Here is a 19,715-nt window from a genome sequence, read left to right as displayed (position 1 = left end):
ATGCACGAAAACAGCATCACCATTCTTCAGGAGGAAGCACGCAGGCTTCTGGATGTGGAAATCGACCTGCTTGAGCGGATGCAGGCTGAGCCTGGCGTGGTGGTCGAGGAACAGGATGGCGGACACCAGACGTTCTCTCGCGACACGATCGGCAAGGACATCGAGATGTTGCGTGGTGAGCGGGCCAAGCTGGAAAGCCTGGAGATGGTGTTGGCGGTCGTAGGGACCATGAAGGCCGGTAAGTCCACCACCATCAACGCGATTGTCGGTACCGAAGTGCTGCCGAATCGCAATCGCCCAATGACCGCTCTGCCGACCCTGATACGCCATACCCCCGAGCAGCTCGAGCCGTTGCTGCGTCTGGACAATAATGCCCCCATCAACGACCTGCTTGGCCAGTTGTATGAGGTTTGTCGCAGCCCAGCCGGTCAGCAAGCCCTGGATAGTCTCGAACATACCGATGACATGCTTGAGTTATTGGGCATGATCCAGCGGCAGGAACGATTCGGAAACCGCTATGAGGGGCCTGAAGCGATTTTCGATTTCCTCAAGAACCTTAATGATCTGGTGCGCTTGTCCGCAGCACTAGACGTGGAGTTTCCGTTTTCCAGCTATGGCAACGTTCATGAGCTGCCGGTTATCGAAGTGCGCTTCGCTCATTTGAGCGAGATGACAGAGGCGGGCGGCCGTCTAACCCTTCTTGATACTCCTGGGCCCAATGAATCCGGTCAGCCACATCTGCGCAAGATGCTGCAGGATCAATTGAAGAAGGCTTCTGCAGTGTTGGCCGTCCTCGATTTCACCCAGCTCAAGTCAGAGGCCGATGAGCAGGTGCGTCAGGAGCTGGAGATCATTTCTGAGACTTGTCGTGGTCGTATGTACGCGGTGGTCAACAAGTTTGACCAGAAGGATCGACATGGCGACAGTGCTGAACAGATCCAGGCGTTTGTCGCCGATACCTTGATGGGTAGGCGGCTAAAGCGTGAGCACGTATTTCCCGTTTCGTCGCGTTGGGGGTACCTGGCTAATCGCGCCCGCCATGAGCTCGCTAATGGTCGAGGCCTGTCCGCTGACCATGCTTGGGTGGCTGATTTCGGTGAGTTGGTTCTAGGAATGGGCTGGGAAGAGTCCATTGATAATGCCGAAGAAGTCCTGCGCAGGGCTGACATGCTATGGAAGAAATCCCTGTTTAGCGCCCCATTGGATAACGTGATCCGCATGGCCCATGGGCAAGCTGCAACGCTTGCTATCGCCTCCGCGGCTTCAAAGCTGGTGGATATCGCTTCCCGGCTCAACCGCTTCTTGGAGGTTCGTGACACTGCGCTGGCTAAGAGCTCCCTGGAACTCGAGGAGCAGATTAATTCTCTGCTCAATGACGTCGAGCAGGTCAAAAGCTTGGAGTCGGAAAGCCAGGAGAAGGCTAAGAAGGTACTGGAAGAAATCCATACCGAAATGGGGGAAATCTTCGATGCCATTCGAAAAGGCATCGAAGGGGAAATCGAGGCTGAATTCAAGGCTGGGAAAGCGAGCGAAAAGAAGCAGGCGAAGGCACGTGCAGACGCGCAAAAAAGCTTGTCGCCAATGGGTGTTAGGAGCCTATTCAGGGCTTTTTGGGGTTTTCCCGAGCGTGACCGGGAGGGCTTCGGTTATGAGTTTGACGAGAGCCATCCGTTGATTGCTCTCAGCAGTAAGGAAGAAGCTGAAACACTGGTCAAAGCGATTGAGAACGGCGTTCAGAAAATAATCGCTGACGGCGAAAAGATCATGGCGCACGATATCGAGATTTTGCTTGGAAAGTTTCGAGAAAGTTTTTCTCAGAATATCAAAGGTGAAGCAAACGAATTGATCAAAGCGCTCAATGAGCGTTTTAACCGAAGCGGTTTTGCAGTCGATATTCGGCTTCCGGATACCGCTCCGCTTAGCTTTAAATACTCTGCAAGTGAGTTGTTGGGAGAGGTGATCGACAGCAGGCGTCGCCCTGTAACGCGCTACCGCCGCAGTAGTGGGGCGTGGGGGACCATTTGCAGCTGGTTTAATACGTCCGACTGGGGGTGGGAGTCCTACGAGACAACCGAGGGCTACTTCGAGGTCGATATCAATAAAATCAAGAAAAGAATCAATGGCTCGGTTGACATGTTGTTCGAGGAGCTACTCGAAACGACCAGCGTCACTATCAAGGCGCCTTTGGAGACCGGTGTTCACCAGTTCTTCGAGCAGCTCAAGTACACCTTGGAAAACATCCGTAGTGACTTGGCGCAAAGCCTCCTTGATAAGCAAAACAGCCGGGATGAACAGCAAGCCCTGGCTCAGCGGCTTGCTGGCCTCAAGCGCAATGTGCCGGCAATCCAGAGGGACAGCGAAGAACTCAAGAACGACGTCCAACCCTCTATCGAGGAGGCTGTGGCATGAGTGATGCCAACGCACTGAACCAGCATTCTGAAATCTGCCAATTGCTCACTTGCCTGCCGGAAAAGTTCGTTGTCGATTTCGCCAACGGTATCGACGTAGCTCGCGAGCGCCAGCGCTATATCGCAGGGCGAACTGCCTTCTTCTCGCGCCTGTACGACGGGTTTACTGGGCAGGGAGCGCGACATCAGGCGGAGATCAACGCCAGCTTAACCGATAGCGTGGAGGGGGCTTTGCAGTGGCTCAAGGAGCTGAGCGAATCCCTGGCGAAAAGCAATCACACCATCGTCAGGGTGAATCAGCGGGTAAATGCGCTGCAGCTGGATGTCGCCAAGATCGCTGGCTACGCAGTTGAAACCCGCCAAAGATTGGAGCTGTTATCCCAGCGGCTGGGGGATCGGTGCAGCGCACTGGAGCAGGAAGTTGTTCGGATCGGCAGCTTGCAGCAAGCGCAGCTCCAACTCGATGAGGTTTTCAGTAAGTGGGCTGCTGGCCGCTTCAGTAGCTTCTCGCTATCTGGGCGCTGTTATGCGGCACTCGAGGAACTGCGTTGGGGAGCGTTCGGTGACCATTGCCTACGGGTGACTGGACAGGAGCGCCAAAAGCAACTGGAGCTGCTGGCTAACCGGGCCATTGTCCAGTTGAGTAAGGACGCCGGCTTGAGCGTGGGAGAACGAATCGGTACCCGCGAGCGCTGGCTGGCGCGGCCGCAGGGGCGGCATGTGCTGGCTGATGCCAGCGATGCCTTGGGGTACCTGGGCGATTGGGCCGACCCTGAGCGCAACCCGTTTAGTTTCGTGGTTTCCCAGCAACCGCAGGATCTCCCGCTGCAGGTCCCGCGACTGGGTTCCGCGCAACGCTTCACGGAGACCTTGATCAGCGAGCTGTTTACGGAGGTGCAGAATGGCTGAGGCAATGAAGGTCGGCTTGGTCCTGTCCGGTGGCGGTGCCAAGGGCGCCTACCAGGTCGGTGTGCTCAAGGCCTTGCGTGAGCTGGGCACTCGCATCGACGCGGTTTCCGGGGCCAGTATCGGCGCTTTGAACGGCGGTGTGCTGGCTTCTTCGCCGTCACTGGATGTAGCCATCGCGCGCCTGGAAGAGCTTTGGGGACGCCTGGCCAGGCAGTCTCCGCTGAATATGAAGGTTCCGGGCTATTTGGTGCTGCTGGCGGCTGCGGGTCTGCGTCTTCAGGGGGCCGGGCTGGCGCTGGGAGCAGTATCTGCGGCTCAGGAGATTGCCCAGCGGCTGGGCTATGAACTGCCCGAGTGGCTGGAATTTCTTGAAGACAGCGTGCTCGACGACAAGCCGCTCAAGGCCTTGATGGATGAGTACCTGGTCTCTGAGGAGCTGGAAAAGGGCCTGCCGCTGTATGTCTCGCTTTACAAGAGCAATGGCGGCGTGGCTGACCTGCTATCGGCGTTCAAGGCTGAACTGGGGTTTGCCAATACGCCGAACTCCGACTTTGTGCATATCCAATCCCTGCCTTCGGAAGAGCGAAAGAAAGTCCTGTTGGCCTCTGCTGCAATTCCGGTGCTATTCAAGGCGCGGATGAGCAACGGCCAACGTTACTCCGATGGTGGCCAGGGTGGCTGGCAGACCATGCAGGGTAATACCCCGATTGCTCCATTGCTGGAGGCTGGCTGCAATCTGATCATCGTTACTCACCTCAGTGATGGCTCTCCATGGAGCCGACAGGACTTTCCTGGCGCCACAATCTTGGAAATCCGCCCCGGAGAAACACTCAATCGTGCCACCGGGCCGCTGAGTGGTGCACGGGATCTACTCGGATTTGACGCTGAAAAGATTCCCTCCTGGATCGAGCAGGGCTATCGCGACACTAAGGCTTGCGTAGGTAGAGTCATGGACGCTCAAAGGAGCCGAAATGAGTTACGTACCTCTGAAGCTGCACTGGGGGTTGCCGAGCAGGAAAATGTCCATGCCGATAAAGCACTGGCGGATGCCATGGCGAAGTTGAAGTAGAGGTAGGCAATGAGTGACGAAAGCGGGGCCCAGGCATTGCAACAGCTGTTGGCCAAAGCAGACAGGGTGTATCTCGATCTTTTGGTGGACTACATCACCGACGGTGGTAAGGGGCGCCTGATGTTGTCTGCCGGCAATTGCAAGGCGTTGGTTCAGGCGAAGGCTCAGGGTGATTACTCGACGGCGACGTTGGCGCTGTTGGTCAGTGAACTCTTGCATTTCGGAGGTAACAGCGTTGTTAACCTATTGCGTTCCGAAGGTGCCGCTTGGCCGTCGATCGTAGTCGACGTGCTCGATCACCTCAAAGGGAAGCGCCAAGACGGGGATTCAATTGTCGAACTTGAGCGTCGCGTACTGGTTCAACTACTTGAGACTCTCTGGGACAAGCTTTCTACCGATGAGCTTGAGAGTTTGCGTCGTGCTCTCAAGGTTGAGGGGATGCCTGGCCGAGAGCAGATCGCTGCCTTGCGAGAGGCGGTTATGGGAGCAACCGATACCGGAGTTACGGTGGCACAGGTGCTGACCGCTGCGATGGCCAGCTCTGCCTTTGGAGCTGGTGCGGTGTTCACCGGAATGTCCATGGGAAGCGCCGCCGCTGGAGCTGCACAGTTCCTGGCGAGCCGCGGGGCCTCGGTAGCCTTGGGGCCCATTGGCTTGGCCTTGGGAAGTATCTGGGGAGCCTACAGCCTTACAGGTCCCGCCTTACGCATCACCGTCCCTTGCGTAGTGCTGATTGCCTTGATCCGCTTGGAGACTCGGCACCCCGGTTAATCTTGTATTCGGCGCGGCCTATTTTGTCGCGCTGCCAGGGCAAGGTGACAGGCATTCGCACATCGGAGAGCGTCGAATGCCTATTCCCATGCGTCCTTTCGTCCTGCAATGTCCAGCCTGTCAGTGGCGGCGCACCGTGGTGCCTCGCAGTGATGAACTGTCTCCCAATGATTGGGTCGAGCAATGCCCCGGTTGTGGCTCAAGGCAGATTGAGCGGCGCCCGGCTAAAGAACTCGAAGTGCTAGTCGCCCGGTTCAAGCAGTGGCTAGCACCGCGTCTCTAAAACTCAGCACAATCGGCGGCTAAGTTCCGCTCTAGTCGGTTGTTTGTAGGTAAACAAACTTTCGCCTGCATTAGCTAGTCACTGATACAACCAGGAACGAAGTTCATCCAGGTTCGCCACCACGATCTGCTGCGCCGTGGCTTTGGCATGCACCTTGGTTGGGTCAATCTGGTAGCGCTGAAGAACGTACTGCACCAGTGCACCTCTGGTGTCGATCACCAGTTGTCCGTTGAGCATGCCGAAGTCGTTTTCGATGATGACTTTCTGATCGGGCTTCAGGCGCGAGTCCGGTTCGATGATGACCTTAACCAGGCTATTCCAGCCGCCGTCCTGCTCGCGGGTATTTGCGGATACGTCGTCAATGAGTTCCGGGGTGCCCCTGAAGCGGCTCAGGACAAAGTCTCGGTAATCACGGTTCTTCTCACAGTAGGCGCGTACATGCCAGCGCATGCCGGTGAAGACCAGAGTGTGCGGAGCGATCAGGCGGGCTTCGCCGTCTGGGGTGGTGAAGGACACATATTCGCACTCCAGACGTAGTCCTTCGCGGCAAGCACGCAGAATGGGACGGAGCACCTCGGGCTTGACCGAGCGATCCGGGACCCGCAGCACCTCGGTGTGGGCGTAGGCCAGGGCCAGACCCTCGATATGCGGGGCGCGGTCGTGGTTCTGATTGAGCAGGTGCAGGTAGGCGCTGGCGCTGTCATCAATGAACAGGGGCTTGAACTGCTTGCTGGGTACGTACCCCTTCAGGTGCTTGTCATATGTCAGGTTTTTCGGCGCATGCTCGCTGATGTAGGTGTTGATGTCCTTGGATGCCTGTTGCCGGCTGATACCAAAGCTCTGTATCAGGTGTCCCGTTGTCAGCCGGCCTTCCCACCAGGCCACCGTCTCGATCAGGCGATAGCGTAATGCCAGATCCCAGCGTACTGATTCGATCGATTGCTTGCGCTTCATGGCTTCTCCATCTGCTCGAAAACTTTACCTGTACGGGTAAACACCGTGGATGCGTCGCTCTACGCTACATATCCTGGTGGTGTCATTCAAGCCAGCCATAATCGGCAGGTGAGCAGAAGGAGAGAAGCTGTGAACGATATCGGAATGTCTTTGTGGGTACTCGCAGTTGCCTTGGTGCTGGCCTTGGGCGTAGCTCTGTTCTGGCAGTTGATGCGTCGGCGAGAGGCGCAGGCTGGGCTGCAGGATTGCCAGGTGCTGCTCGATCAGCAGCGCGCCATCAGCCAGCAGCAGGAGCTGGAATTGCGCGAGCTGACCGCTGCCGCGCGGGCGGAGAAGGCGCATGTGGAGCAACTGCAACGCCAGGTCGGATACGCCCAGGAGGAAACGACCGGGATTCGGGATGAGCTGAAGCAGCTCGGCACCAAACTTGCGGAGGCGCAGAGTCAGGCCAGCGCCGCACGGGCCCAGCATGCACAGCTGTTGCAGCAACATGAGGAACTCAAACAGACCCATGAGCGCCAACAAAACAGCCGTGAGGTGCTGCAGGAAAAGTTCGCCAACCTGTCCAAGGAGCACGCCACCCTGAGCAGCACCCTGGAGCAGAAGCAACAGCATTTCGCCGAACAGCAACAGCTGCTCAAGGAGAGCCGCGATCAGCTCAAGCTGGAATTCGAGCAACTGGCGGGGCAGATTTTCGAAGCCAAGGGCCAAGCCTTCTCGCAGCACAGCCAGCAGTCTCTCGATGCACTGCTCAAACCTTTCCGCGAGCAAATCGAAGGTTTCCGCACCAAGGTTGAGGACATCCACCACAAGGACGTTCAACAGCAAGCCGCGCTGACGCAAGAGCTGCTGCACCTGAAAGAGCTCAACCGTCAGATTACCCAGGAGGCCCAGGACCTGACGACCGCCCTCAAGGGTCAGAAGAAGGCTCAAGGCAATTGGGGTGAGCTGATCCTGGAAAACGTGCTGGAGCGCTCAGGGCTGATCCAGGGTAGCGACTTCGAGCGCGAGGTCAGTTTCACCGATGAAGAGGGTCGCAAGCGCCCGGACGTGATCGTCCACCTGCCGCAGGGCAAGCACCTGATCATCGACGCCAAGGTGTCGCTCAACTCCTACACCCGTTACATCAACGCCGAGGATGACACCGAGCGACGCGTAGCCCTGGCCGAGCATGTGGCGGCCGTCGGCCAGCGCATCAAGGAGCTTTCTGACCGGCACTACTTCGACCTGCCTGGGTTGAATGCTCCGGAGATGGTCTTCATGTTCGTGCCGATCGAATCGGCCTTCGTCGAGGCGCTCAAGGCTGATGAGACCCTGTTCCAGAAGGCCATCGAGCTGAACGTGCTGGTTGCCACGCCGACCACCTTGCTGACGAGCCTGAACATCGTGCGCCAGCTGTGGCGCTTCGAAGACCAGAACAAGCACACCGCGGAACTGGCCGAGCGCGCGGCCAAGGTCTACGACAAGCTGCGCACCTTCCTCGGCAGCATGGATGGGGTGGGTAAAAGCCTGGAAAAAGCTCAGGACGCTTACAAGAAGGCCTGCGACCAACTGGTGCATGGCAAAGGCAACCTGGTCAAACAGGTCAGCGATTTCCGCCAGTTGGGCGTGGCAGTGAAGGGCGAGATTACCGAGGAGTGGGTCGATAGAGCCGATCTTGAGCTCAACCTGCTCGAACATGAGCCGGAGCCTGAGGAAGTCTGAAATGCGCGCGCTCGTCCTGCTGCTGACGTTAGCACTCTGTGCATTCGCTCAGGCCGAAGACCACGATTTGGACAATGACGGTCGCTGGGATTTTGGTCGTGGCGGTTCGGATCGCGATGTCGATAACGATGGCCACTGGGACCATGATAAGGGCGGTAGCGACCGTGATCTCGATAATGATGGACGTTGGGATTACGGAGCGGGTGGTTCGGACCGCGATGTCGATAATGATCGCCGTTGGGACTACGACAAAGGTGGCTCTGATCGGGACCTGGACAATGATGGCCGTTGGGATGGGCGCATCGCTCTTCCTCCCGGCTACTTGTATGCGGCAGCGACGAGTCATCTACAACCAATACTTGCCCACAGGGATGTAACCCAATGAATAAACCCACCACCGTCAAGGCGCTGGAAGATCTAGGCCGGGTGAAACTTTCCACCCATTTCTATATGCGCGATTTCCTCTATTCGGAAATCAGCCAGATTGAGGGTATTCCCAACATTCCGGATTATCCGGATCGGGCCATTGAAGCGGGGCGCCAGCTTTGCGAACAACTGCTGGAGCCGTTGCAGGACCGCTTCGGTCGACTTGTTATCCGTTCGGCCTATCGCGCTCCGGCAGTCAATGCCAAAGGCGCCGAGAACAACAACCAGTACAGCTGCGCCTCCAACGAGAAGAACTACGCCTCACACATCTGGGATTACCCCGATGCTGACGGCTACCTGGGGGCCACCGTCTGTATCGTGGTTCCGGCGTTGCTGCCCTGGTATGACCAGGAGGGCGACTGGACCCCGCTGGCCTGGTGGATTCATGACAATCTGCCCTACACCAGCCAGTTCTGGTTCCCCAAGCTGGCTGCATTCAATCTGGGCTGGAGTGGTAATCCCAACACGTTGCCAAGCATTGGCACCTACGTCATCAACCCGCACACGGGAGACAAGACGGCACTGGTGAAGGGGGGCGTGGCCACGTTGAACCTCGACCAGCGCAAACGCATCGTCGAGCCCTGGCTCGCCAGCCTCGGCTGAGCCCGAACCAAAAGTTGACGCATGCGTCGGTGTAGACTTGCTGCTGTGTGTCTTTGCCCGGTTTCACCACCCAAGCCCGCCTGAAAAGTTTACCTGTATGAACGCCCATTATTGGTGTGTCCAGTAACGCGACATATCCTGCAGATGTGCCCGCCGGATGTGGGCAGGGACGGAGCCCGCCGGTCACGGATGACCAACCTGACCGGCCGCGGACCGACATCGGCAGAGGAGCAGGGCAATGGAACTCAGCGCACATGCCGTGCAGCGTTGCAGTCAGCGTGGCATCCGCATGCAGCAGATCGAATGGCTGATCGTCTTTGGGTGCCTGACCTGGAACCGAGGTGCTCGGGTGTACTACTTCGACCGGGCGCATTTCCGGCAGATGCTGCTCGGTCTGACGGCCACCGAGCGGCAATTGGCTGAGAAGGCCCGAAACAGCTACGTGGTAGTAAAGGACGACCAGGTCATCACGGTGGGGCATCGCCAAGCAGTGTTTTGCGCCAACAAGCCAGGGAGCCGCCATTACAGGCGAGTTGATTGGCGACATGGCGAGTCACTAGTTGCTTGAGTTTTCGACCTGCAAACAACCGTTCGCGCAAAAAGTTCCATCTGGATGGTTTCCGATCTTTACCCATGAAAAGCTGGTGGATATTGTGATCGCAGTCGAATCATGGCAGGCCGCAGTACCTCAGGGATGGCCCCTCATCAGCGTTTCCGAGCGATCCGAGACGCGTGTCCATTCCTTGCTGCTGTCTAGCCGTAGCCCGAATCACCCGTATGGGATGGCATGGCTTTTCATGCTGCTTAGGATTTGAACATGGACAAGAAGTCGCTCTCGGAACGAGACATCTGCAGCAAATTCATCTCGCCGGCCATCGCCAAAAAACCGCCTGCCCCGCGCCTGCCAACTCTATCAACAGCTGACCAGCGTGCTCGTCGAGCAGGCCGTGGCTTAAACCTTTACGCTGATCCCATCGGACCTACGTCATGGAATTTCTGAATCACTTGTTGCCCAACTTTTCCTTGCTGAAGGGGGGCAGTACCGAAGCCCTGGGTGTCGTGTTCTGGCTGATCATGGCAGCCCTTTTCACCTACTCGGTAATCTCGTTGATAGTCAGCGGGCGGAGCTTCAAGGCGCGTATGCGAGCGCTGAACAACCTGATCGCCGGGCAGAGCCGTGAAAACTTGGCGCTGAATCGTCGAGAGACATTGCAGAAAGCACTCGGGCTCAAGGTCAAACTAATCGGTGCGCTATGGCATGAGTTCGACGACAGCTTGGTCAGCTCCAGTGATCACAAGCATCTGTTCAATACCCTAGATGCCGAGCATTTTTTCAATGCGCGAACGCTTGCGCCTGGCCTGAGCGGAAGCCGCTTCTTCGGTTCTCTGCCTGGTTTGCTGGTAGGCCTGGGCGTGCTGGCGACGTTCGTGGGCCTGACCATCGGCTTGCAGAATTTGAAGCTGGAGAGTAGCGCGGGTGTCGATCAATTGCGGGCAGGCATCTCCGTGATGATCCAGGGTGCAGCAGTTGCTTTCATGGCGTCGGTATGGGGTGTGGGATTCAGCCTGCTACTGAACCTGATCGAGAAGATCACCGAGCGCTGGGCGTTAGGGCGCATACAGGATCTGCAGCACCGGATCGATGCGCTGTATCCGCTGATCCCCGCCGAGCAGTCGCTGGTGCACATCGCCGACTACAGTCGCGAGAGCAAAGTGGCCCTGCAGGAGTTGCACGAACGTATCGGCGAGCGCCTGCAGGAAAGTCTCGTGGGCATGAACGAGGCGATGCAGACAGCACTCACCGATGCGTTGAACAATATCATGGCACCTGCCATTCAGACGCTTGTCAGCACCGCCGGTCAGCAATCCACCCAGGTGCTGGAACAACTGGTGAGCAACTTCACGCAGGGCCTGACCTCGGCAGGGCGCGAGCAAGGCAATCTGATGCAACAGGCCGCCGCAGATGTGAATGCCGCCGTGGGCGGCATGACGGAGCGGCTCAATCAGCTGTTCCATACCCTGAGTGATCAACAGGGGCGTCAACAGGAGGCTGCCCGCCAGCAGAGCGGCGAGTTTCAGGCCCAGATGGAGCGACTTTCTGCTTCGTCAGATCAGCGTCAGCAGCAGCTGGAGACGCGATTCGGCGAGCTAATGAGCGGATTGACTGGCCAACTGGATACACAACTCAGCTCCGCGCAAAGACGGGATGAGGAGCGCCAGGCGATGTTCGAGCGCACGCTGGCCGAGGCTGGCGCGAGCCAGTCCGCGATGCTGGAGAAGTTCGCCAGTGCCAGCCGTGAGCAGCTGCAGGCCATGGCGGAGGCCGGCAATGAACGACACGGCAATCTGGAGAAAGTGTTCTCCCGATTGATGATGACGCTGAACTCCCAGCTGGATTCGCAGATGGGGGCGGCAGAAACGCGGGAGCAAGAACGCGCCCAGCGCCATGAGCAACAACAGGCCGCCGCGCTGGCCCAGCAGCAGCAATTGATCGGCAGCCTTGGGCAGGCCAGCCAGCAGCAGATCGGTGCCATCGCCGAAGCTGCCGCCGCGCAGCAGAGGGCCTTGGAGGAGTCGGTCGGCAAGTTGTTGGGCAGCTTCAATGAGCAGATGACGGGTCATGGTCAGCAAGCGGAGCAGCGCGAGCAGTCGCGGCAGCAACGCTTCAATGAGCAACTGGAGAACATGGCCGCGCAGCAGCAGGTGCTTCTGGAAGGCATTGCCACGGCTGTGCAGACGACTCAGCAACAGAGCCGGCAGATGGCTGAGCAGCATCAGCAACTGATGGGCCGCCTGCAGCAAGCCAGCGACGCGGCCGCCGCCAGCAGCCGACATATGGACAGCAGCGCCAACCAACTCGGCCTGCTCTCGACCAATGTTCGCCAGGCGGCCGAATTGCTCGGTCAGCGTCTGGAAAGCGTGACGCAGCGCATCGAGTCCGCAGGTGAGCAGAATGCTCAGCTGGCTAGCCAATTGCACAGCCAGGCCTCTGCCTTGGCGCAACTTCAAGGTGCTCTGTTGGATGGCGCGCAACGTTTCGAACAGGCCGCCAGCGAGGCGCGCAATGGATTTGGCGAAATGAGGAGCCACCAGCAGGAGTTCCTCGCAGGCGTGCGTGGCGAGTTCACCGCCCTGGGCGAGGCCTTGCGTAGCCAGGTGCAAGGTGTTGAGCAGCAGGCCGAACAGTGGCTGCGTAGCTACTCCAACGAGGTACGCGATCAAGTGCATGAGCGCATGGACCAGTGGAACAAAGAGACCATGAGCTTTGCCAACCAGATGCATGCGGCAGTGCAGGCAATCAGCAATGTGGTCGATGAACTGGAGGCCCGCTGATGCGCTGGCGTAAATCCCATGACGCTCCGATGGAGGATGAGGATCCGTATTGGAAGTCCTTCGTGGACATCATGTCGGCGCTGCTGGTGCTCTTTATCCTCGCTTCGGTTGTCCTGATTCTTCAGTTGATGGAGAAGAGCGCGGACTTCGATCAGCAGGTTGAGCAACTGAAAAAGGCAGAAACGGTACGGCAACAGATTCTCGATGAGGCAGTCGAGAAGCTGCGGCAGCGTGGCATCAAGGTGGAGGTCAGCGAAAATCATACGGTGCTGCGCATTCCAAACGAGTTACTTGGTTTTGATACCGGCGCTTTCGAGATCCAGCCGCGTTACCAGCAGACAGCACTGGAGATCGGTGAGGTCATCAACCAGGTGATCAGCCAGGACGACCGAGTCAACTACCTCGATACCATCTTTATCGAAGGCCATACGGACAACCGTCCGTTTCCTGGCTTTATGGGGAAGGGCAACTGGGGGCTTTCGACATTTCGCGCAATCTCGCTCTGGCAGTTCTGGAGCAATGAGATGCCCGAGGCAGAGCGCCTAAACAGATTGAGTAACCAGGATGGCGAACCGCTGTTCTCGGTCAGCGGCTATGCCGAGACTCGCCCCGTGAGCAAACAGCAGGATGGTGAAGAAGACTATCGGCTGAATCGTCGCATCGACATCCGATTCACTATCCGTCGGCCACAGAGCGCTGACTATGAGGCGGTTAAGACCTTGCTTGGGAACTCCGGCCAATGAATCTGCCGCCAATCGATAACCGCCCTGGTGATTGGTCGCCTGCGGTCATCGAGGGTTGGGTGCGACTGGTGGAAAAGGCCAACCGCATGAAGGCCAAGGTGGGTGGTAGTGATGCGTTCGAACGAATGCTCGCGCGATTTCGTGACATGGCCAGCAGCGGGCGTTTCGACGGGCTCAAGGAGTTGCTTGGGCGCCGGCTTGGCGCGAGGGCGCTGACTTGGCTGTGGTTGCATGACGAGGTTATCGGCTCCCGGCTGTTCAATGCGCGAATGCTCGATGCGCTGATCGAGCACCAGCAGCCGCGCCTTAGCCGACTGACGATGATCCAGCTGATTCAACTGTACTTCCGCCATTTCGATCGCCTGGACGAGCGCGACAAACAGCTGGAGAGCAGCTTACGTGGTCGACTGGAACTGCATCTGTTGGACCAGCTCCAGCGTTTGCCGGCGCGACGCCAGGCACTCGGCACCGACCCGCTCGCAACCCTGAACCGGGAAGGGGAGTGGCTACTGACGCTGGATGGCCCTCTGATCCTGGCGAAGACAGTGCGTGAGCAGGGTAGTGAACTGGCCAAGACCTTCGAAGCCTTTGGTTTGAGTGGGTTCGATGTTGGGCGCTATGGCGATATTTGTCGCGCTCACTTCTATCTCGAAGTGCTACGCCAACTGCAGCCCGGGGAATGGGATGAGGTGCTCGACGAACTGCTCAAACCCTCGGTGAGCAAGGCTCCCTATGAGGGCGATAAGCGCATCGGCCATGCCGCACTGGAGATCATGATCGACCGCGCAGGGGACGAACCCGGCAATGTCTGGCAAGACTTCATCCTCAGTCTGGCTGGCGATCCGCGCATCGCCAGCTCAGCGCAGAACTTCCGCGAATGGTGGAAGCCTCTGGGCGAGGAGCGCATCAGCAAGGTGCGTGGCTGGCTGTCCAAGGAAGATTTGCGGTTGTTCCTACAGGCGGTTGAACAGTACGGCATTGAGTCTCGAAATGACGATCTCCAGCGCATGTTCCCTGCGCGCAAGCGGTTCCTGGAGGGCTTGTTCAAACTGAAGCTGATCCGCAATACCCGACTGTTGCTGGGGGCGCGGGCCAAGCATTCGGTGAAGCGCATTCTCGGTACGGAGGTGAAGACCAGCTTCGCCAGCATGGACGGACAGATGAGCGACAAGGCCGTCATCTACCTCGATTGCGGCGACTTTCACCTGGTGGAGGGCTCCCACAGTTTCAAAATCTGGGTTTATCTGGCGGCGCCGGGCGAGTCGCTGCGCACCTATGAGCGCAACAACTTCAGTCACTTCGACCTGATCAACACGATTCCGGCGACTTACGAGAAGCTGTATCCGGGGCTGCCTTACGATGCTTTTGTGCATACGCCGTACACCTGGCAGAACAAAGTATTCGCCTTCCTGGCTGATAACGGCATTGAGGTGGATGTCGAGCAACTGCTGAGCCGGGAGGACTATCAGTTACAGCTGCGCAGGTTCGGTATTCCTGTGGTCAAGGCCAAGCGCACAGTGGTGCCTTCCCCAGTGAGTCCGAGGGCTGTGCAGACTGCCTTCGCCAGTTCGACTGTTGCGCGTGGGGATCGGGACTCAAGAGCACCACGATCTGTCCCAGCTGAACCTGTATTGGAAAGAGCTGCCTCGGTCGATAGTCCGGTTGGCGACAAGGTTTTGGCTGCCTCCACAGCAACGCCTGCGACGATTAATCAGTCGCCACGGAATGAGGCTTCGACCGTTAGTGACGGTATCAAGCGAATTGTCAGTCTCAAGCCTTCCGCTCTGAAGGTCCTGCGCTACTTTGCCGATAACCCGGGCGATAAGGTTCGCTATGCCGCAAACGTTCTGGAGGTCGAGGCTCGGGAAATCAATCAGATTCTCTATGGGCCTCTCAAAGGGATGTGTGTCCAGGATTCAAACTTCGGATGGCACCTGACGAAGACTGCACAAAAAGACCTTGAGGTCTACGACCAACAACAGTGAGTCGCTCCCATGCTCCTACTGGATTTTCTCAAGTCATTCATCGGCGAGCGCGACGTAGCCCTCAGTACTCTCGATGGTTTCCTGGCTACACCAGACTCCAACGGGGTGAACTTCTACTTGCCCGTGCAAAGCTTCAAGGCGTTGCATGAGGGGAAGGGCAACGCCCTGCAGAAGATCCAGCTGATCGCATTGAACATGCTGGCTGAGCAGGGGATCGCGGAGCCGACCGCCAATGGCTTTCATATCGGTGCTGAAGACGTCGCCGGTATGGATCTCGAGCAGGCCGAAATTCTGCGGTTGCCCAGACGCTTCCCTGGCCGCTTTCTGACTTCCATCAGCGGGCGCACTGGCAACAGCAGCTTTCGGGTAGGTATCACTGCCGAGATGTCGGAGGGAGTGGCGGCGTTCAACCGCAAGGGCCCTTATCTCTATCTCACCAGTACCGAGTGCTATTGGCTCACGCCGGCCGAGTTGATGGGGATGATGGCCTGGGAACGGCATGAGTCAATGGCGCCAGAGCTGCGTGGTGAGGCCGCTAATCTGCGACTGATGGCTGAGCTTCAGACTGCGGCACGCAGCGGCATGCGAATCGATCTGAGCCATTTTGAACGGTTGGATGTGGTGGTGCCGGACAAAGTAGGCGTGACGGCTACGCGTTTACCTGATGGCAGTCTGATGCTTTGCCCCAGCTTGGGTGATGGCTCCACGCCTGATCAACTGGAAAAGCGCTGGGCGCAGCTGGAGCTGAATGGCGACGGTGGCGTCATGCGAATCGACAACAGGGTAGTCCTGTTGGATCAGGCCAGAATGGCGGGAATTCGCGAGGTGCTGGGCAACAAACGTATCCCGGCGGAGCGTGTGGCCGAGTTCATTGCCTCGCCAAGTGCTTTCCTGGACGCTGCGCTGGTCAATCTCGATGTGGGCTTTTCCGTGCGGGTGGCAGGCATCGGTAAGTTGCAGCACATGGACTTTGGCAGCCTGGATGCCAACAAGAACGACTGGTTCGCCCTGGACAAGCGACCGGCACCGCCAGAGATCATCAGCAAGCTGATCCAGTCCCCGGAGGAGCTGCAGCGCTTTGAGGAAGTGTTGCAGGCCGCCAGAGAACAGGGGGCCTCGAGTCTGAGCTTCGCAGGGGAAGTCATCGATATTGCGGATGCCTTACACGTAGAACAGCAACTGAACCAGGTGCGTAAACACCTGGAGCATTCGGCAGCGGTCGAGCCAGGTACACCGGACGAAACAGGATTCGAAGAGCCCAAGGAGAAGGTCGGCGTCATCCTGAAGGATGCTGACGAGATCAACGCGGCCTTGTTGCAGAAGGCGAACCGGGCAGCATCACCTCAGGCACCTGAGTGGGCCGCCTATGCCAGGCAGCCCTTTCCGCACCAGAGGGAGGGGATCGAGTGGATGCTCAAGCTGCTGAGGGTGGCCTTGCAGGATGATCATGGCGATCTCTATCGCCTGCAGGGGAGTCTTCTGGCCGATGACATGGGATTGGGCAAGACCTACATGTCGCTGGTCGCCGTAGGCGAATACCTAGCAGGACAGCGCACGGCAGACAAACCTCAGAAGCCGATACTAGTTGTCGCACCGCTCAGTTTGCTTGAGAACTGGGAGGACGAAGTCGGCAAGACCTTCAACAGCATTCCATTCCGTGATGTCGTGGTGCTGCAATCGGGGCGTGATCTAGGCCGCTTTCGGGTTCAAGGCGCTGAGCGTGAATCGGTACAGCTGACTTCGCTTGCCGATGAGAACGGCATGATGGATGAGCAGAGCATCCGCTATGCGCTTACCGTCGGGCCTGAAGCGGGTGTCCATCGACTCGATATGGATCGGCGTCTGGTTCTGACCACTTACCAGACTTTGCGCGACTACCAGTTTTCGCTGTGCCGAATTGACTGGGGGATAGTCATCTTCGACGAAGCCCAGAACATCAAGAACCCCAACGCGCTCCAGACGCGCGCAGCCAAAGGCCTCAAGGCTGACTTCAAATTGTTGGCCACTGGTACGCCGGTGGAGAACAGTCTGGGGGACTTCTGGTGCCTGATGGATACTGCTCAGCCAGGTCTGCTGGGCAGTTGGGAGACGTATCGGGATACCTGGATCAAACCCATTCTTGTGGCTGAGGAGCATGAGCGCGATGAGGTTCGTTCGCGCCTGGGCGAGCAGCTCCGCAAGGCGGTGGGTACTTTCATGCTGCGCCGCGTGAAAGAAGATCAGCTTAAGGGTTTGCCGAGCAAGACCATCCGAAGTGGCGTGGAGCAGGTGAATCGAGGGCTTCAGCACTTTGCTCCAGAGCTGGGCACCGCTATGCGGGGCCTGCAATTGCAGACCTACGACGAGGTACTCAACAACTATCGTGCCCGTCGAGCCAGTGCCGAAGACATGCGCGGAACTGCTTTGGCGGCTTTGACGCAATTGCGCTCGATCTCTCTACACCCCCGTCTCGATGATGAGGCATCGCTCTATAGCAGAGATGCTCAGCATGCCCGTCAGTTGATGATGGAGTCGGGAAAGCTGGCTGTGATGCTGAGTCAGTTGGATGAAATTCGTGGCAAGGGTGAGAAGGTCATCCTGTTCATGATGACCAAGCGTTTGCAGCGGGTTTTGAAACTGTGGCTCGATCAGATCTATGGCTTGGATGTGGCCATCATCAACGGTGACACCAAGGCTGTGGCCACCAAGGCCGAAGATATGACCCGTAAAAAGCTGATTGCGGCTTTCGAGGCACAACCAGGCTTCAATCTGTTGATCATGTCGCCCGTGGCTGCTGGAGTCGGCCTGACGGTTGTGGGCGCCAACCATGTGGTGCATCTGGAGCGCCATTGGAATCCGGCAAAAGAGGCGCAGGCTTCTGACCGGGTCTATCGGATTGGGCAGCAGAAGGATGTATTCATTCACCTGCCCGCAGTGACGCACCCGCAGTTCGATTCGTTTGATGTGCACCTTGATCGCCTGTTACGGGGCAAGTTGATGCTCAAGGATGCTGTGGTGACACCTGAAGCGGTCAGCGAAAGCGAGATGATTCATTCCATGGGGCTTTGACTGGCCTCATACACAAAAAATAAATAGGAACAGACGATGGCGGAACTGACCAAGGAGCGGGGCATGTTTGAGCTGACGCTGCTGAATGCAGAAGTCAGTCGAGAACAATTGGACGATGTGCTGGTGATCGGGCTTAACCGCGGAATCCCGCCTGAGATAATGACCCGTCTCGAAGGCGTGTGGGGAATGACCAGGACGATCGCCGGAGAGGTTGTGGCTATCGGCAAAATTGTCGTGGTGAAGATTTTCGAGTTCTTGAAGGCTAATCCCAATCTCACCATCGGAATCGCGCTTGGTGCTGCAGTGGGTGCGCTGATTGCGGGTATCCCTTTCCTTGGGGCAATGCTGGCGCCGCTTTCTACCGCCCTTTCCATGCTCTATGGGGCAGCGGTTGGCGCCACCATTGACGCAGGTGGAATCCCTTCCGACCCATATGTCGCGGTAGCCCACCTGGCCAAGAAATTCTTCGAACTGATCCAGGAGATCTTCCTGTCGGTCAAAGACTACTTCCTCGTTGGTTGAGGCCGTGAGTATGACGAACGATTCGTACCTCGACCGTATCAAAAAGGCGCGTCAGATTGCTCAAGAGCGCCTGGTGGCGGAGTTGCCAAGAGCGAAGTTGCTCCTAGAAAAAACGGCGGAGACCACCTCGGCATTGACAACAAAGGCAGCGGCCTCGGTTGCTGAGGGTTGTGCCAGTGCAGTCGAAAAAGCCAAGCAATCCCTGGAAAGTGAAGAGATTCAGCGGGTGGGTGAGCGCTTGAAGGAGGCTGGTATGACCAGCCAAAAAGCGATGATCGAGGCAAGGCAGAAAGCGCAAGCGCTGCTGAGAAAACCTGCAATCTCAGAGGCTAAACCTGAGAGTGGAGCGCCGGACGAGGTAGCGATTAAGCAGGCTGTCGAAAAAATGCGTGGACGGGACAAGCTCGGGCTGGCGGGCGAGCATCTTGCAGCAGCCGGAGGTGCAGCGGCTGGTGTGGCTGCTGCTGGCTCCATCGCCGGTGCAGCGGGGGCTACCACCTTGCTCGGTTCAACGAGCCTGGCGGGAATGCTGGGTGGCGTCTTCGTCACCACAACACCTGTGGGCTGGGTGATCGGCTCGGCCGCCGTGATGGGCGCGGCCGGCTACGGAATCGCAAAATTGGTCCGTTCCGGGAGCGAGCAGGACCGGCTGCGCAAGGCATTCATCGAGCGTCAGACGCAACGCCTCATGGATCTGGAGACCGCACGTGCGCCGCTAGATGAGAAAGTCGAGCTGAGCCAACTGATAGCCCTAACCTTGGCCGCAGGTGTACTGGAGCAAGACGCAGCGAGGCGAATGGTGGACTTGGTCAATGCCGGAAAGCTTCCGACATCGCTGGCCTTGGAGCGCGTGCGAGTAATTGCCTTGGCGACGGAGTTGATCGAGCAGAAGGGGTAATCGATTGCGCATCAAGGGTTCACGGAACTCCGTCGCATGGAGCAAACCTATTGAATGAG

At 57.9% G+C, this 19,715-nt stretch carries 16 protein-coding genes; 15 read left to right on the top strand and 1 reads right to left on the bottom strand.

Going from position 1 to position 19,715, the window contains the following annotated elements:
* The 4 genes from FXN65_RS24110 to FXN65_RS24095 are packed head-to-tail and all read left to right on the top strand — an operon-like array spanning position 1 to position 5,157.
* Positions 1 to 2,409, top strand: coding sequence for a dynamin family protein (locus FXN65_RS24110; protein WP_151137140.1), 2,409 nt, complete (start codon positions 1 to 3; stop codon positions 2,407 to 2,409).
* Complete coding sequence (locus tag FXN65_RS24105) at positions 2,406 to 3,317, top strand: diguanylate cyclase regulator RdcB family protein (protein ID WP_151137138.1); 912 nt, start codon at positions 2,406 to 2,408, stop codon at positions 3,315 to 3,317. The genes FXN65_RS24110 and FXN65_RS24105 overlap by 4 nt, the downstream gene beginning before the upstream one ends.
* Positions 3,310 to 4,386, top strand: a complete 1,077-nt coding sequence (locus tag FXN65_RS24100) for a patatin-like phospholipase family protein (protein WP_151137136.1) — start codon at positions 3,310 to 3,312, stop codon at positions 4,384 to 4,386. The genes FXN65_RS24105 and FXN65_RS24100 overlap by 8 nt, the downstream gene beginning before the upstream one ends.
* A gap of 9 nt (positions 4,387 to 4,395) precedes the next feature.
* Positions 4,396 to 5,157: a ubiquinol-cytochrome C chaperone family protein gene (locus FXN65_RS24095; protein WP_151137134.1), complete on the top strand. Its 762-nt coding sequence runs from the start codon at positions 4,396 to 4,398 to the stop codon at positions 5,155 to 5,157.
* Between the two features lie 361 nt (positions 5,158 to 5,518).
* Here the strand turns inward: FXN65_RS24095 and FXN65_RS24085 are convergent, their stop codons facing one another.
* Positions 5,519 to 6,394 carry a WYL domain-containing protein gene (locus tag FXN65_RS24085; protein WP_151137130.1) on the bottom strand — a complete coding sequence of 292 codons (876 nt, stop codon included), beginning with the start codon at positions 6,392 to 6,394 and terminating at the stop codon, positions 5,519 to 5,521.
* Positions 6,395 to 6,523: 129 nt separating this feature from the next.
* Between FXN65_RS24085 and rmuC the strand changes: the two genes are divergently transcribed.
* The 11 genes from rmuC (at position 6,524) to FXN65_RS24035 (ending at position 19,656) form a co-directional block, all read left to right on the top strand.
* Positions 6,524 to 8,098 carry a DNA recombination protein RmuC gene (gene rmuC / locus FXN65_RS24080; protein WP_244620693.1) on the top strand — a complete coding sequence of 525 codons (1,575 nt, stop codon included), beginning with the start codon at positions 6,524 to 6,526 and terminating at the stop codon, positions 8,096 to 8,098.
* Between the two features lies 1 nt (position 8,099).
* A complete protein-coding gene (locus FXN65_RS24075) occupies positions 8,100 to 8,483 on the top strand; it encodes a hydrolase (RefSeq protein ID WP_244620692.1) in 384 nt (127 codons plus the stop codon).
* On the top strand, positions 8,480 to 9,127 hold the full coding sequence (locus FXN65_RS24070; protein WP_151137128.1) for a peptidase M15: 648 nt from the start codon (positions 8,480 to 8,482) through the stop codon (positions 9,125 to 9,127). Before FXN65_RS24075 ends, FXN65_RS24070 begins: the two co-directional genes overlap by 4 nt.
* 238 nt (positions 9,128 to 9,365) lie before the next feature.
* The gene (locus tag FXN65_RS24065) at positions 9,366 to 9,695 is read left to right on the top strand and encodes a DUF4258 domain-containing protein (RefSeq protein ID WP_151137126.1); all 330 of its coding nucleotides are present in this window, start codon (positions 9,366 to 9,368) and stop codon (positions 9,693 to 9,695) included.
* Positions 9,696 to 9,944: 249 nt separating this feature from the next.
* A complete protein-coding gene (locus FXN65_RS28100; protein WP_212632320.1) occupies positions 9,945 to 10,127 on the top strand; it encodes a hypothetical protein in 183 nt (60 codons plus the stop codon).
* Complete coding sequence (gene zorA / locus FXN65_RS24060; RefSeq protein ID WP_151137124.1) at positions 10,115 to 12,460, top strand: anti-phage ZorAB system protein ZorA; 2,346 nt, start codon at positions 10,115 to 10,117, stop codon at positions 12,458 to 12,460. Before FXN65_RS28100 ends, zorA begins: the two co-directional genes overlap by 13 nt.
* Positions 12,460 to 13,203, top strand: a complete 744-nt coding sequence (locus FXN65_RS24055) for an OmpA/MotB family protein (RefSeq protein WP_151137122.1) — start codon at positions 12,460 to 12,462, stop codon at positions 13,201 to 13,203. The genes zorA and FXN65_RS24055 overlap by 1 nt, the downstream gene beginning before the upstream one ends.
* Entirely contained in the window at positions 13,200 to 15,188 is a 1,989-nt protein-coding gene (locus FXN65_RS24050; RefSeq protein WP_151137120.1) for an EH signature domain-containing protein, read from the top strand. The genes FXN65_RS24055 and FXN65_RS24050 overlap by 4 nt, the downstream gene beginning before the upstream one ends.
* 9 nt (positions 15,189 to 15,197) lie before the next feature.
* A complete protein-coding gene (locus FXN65_RS24045) occupies positions 15,198 to 18,236 on the top strand; it encodes a DEAD/DEAH box helicase (protein WP_151137118.1) in 3,039 nt (1,012 codons plus the stop codon).
* A gap of 36 nt (positions 18,237 to 18,272) precedes the next feature.
* Complete coding sequence (locus FXN65_RS24040) at positions 18,273 to 18,758, top strand: hypothetical protein (RefSeq protein WP_151137116.1); 486 nt, start codon at positions 18,273 to 18,275, stop codon at positions 18,756 to 18,758.
* 10 nt (positions 18,759 to 18,768) lie between these two features.
* Positions 18,769 to 19,656, top strand: a complete 888-nt coding sequence (locus tag FXN65_RS24035; RefSeq protein ID WP_151137114.1) for a hypothetical protein — start codon at positions 18,769 to 18,771, stop codon at positions 19,654 to 19,656.
* Positions 19,657 to 19,715 lie beyond the last annotated feature (59 nt).

Source organism: Pseudomonas lalkuanensis, from assembly GCF_008807375.1.
Classification (GTDB): domain Bacteria; phylum Pseudomonadota; class Gammaproteobacteria; order Pseudomonadales; family Pseudomonadaceae; genus Metapseudomonas; species Metapseudomonas lalkuanensis.
This window is presented reverse-complemented; position numbering and strand designations above follow the sequence as displayed.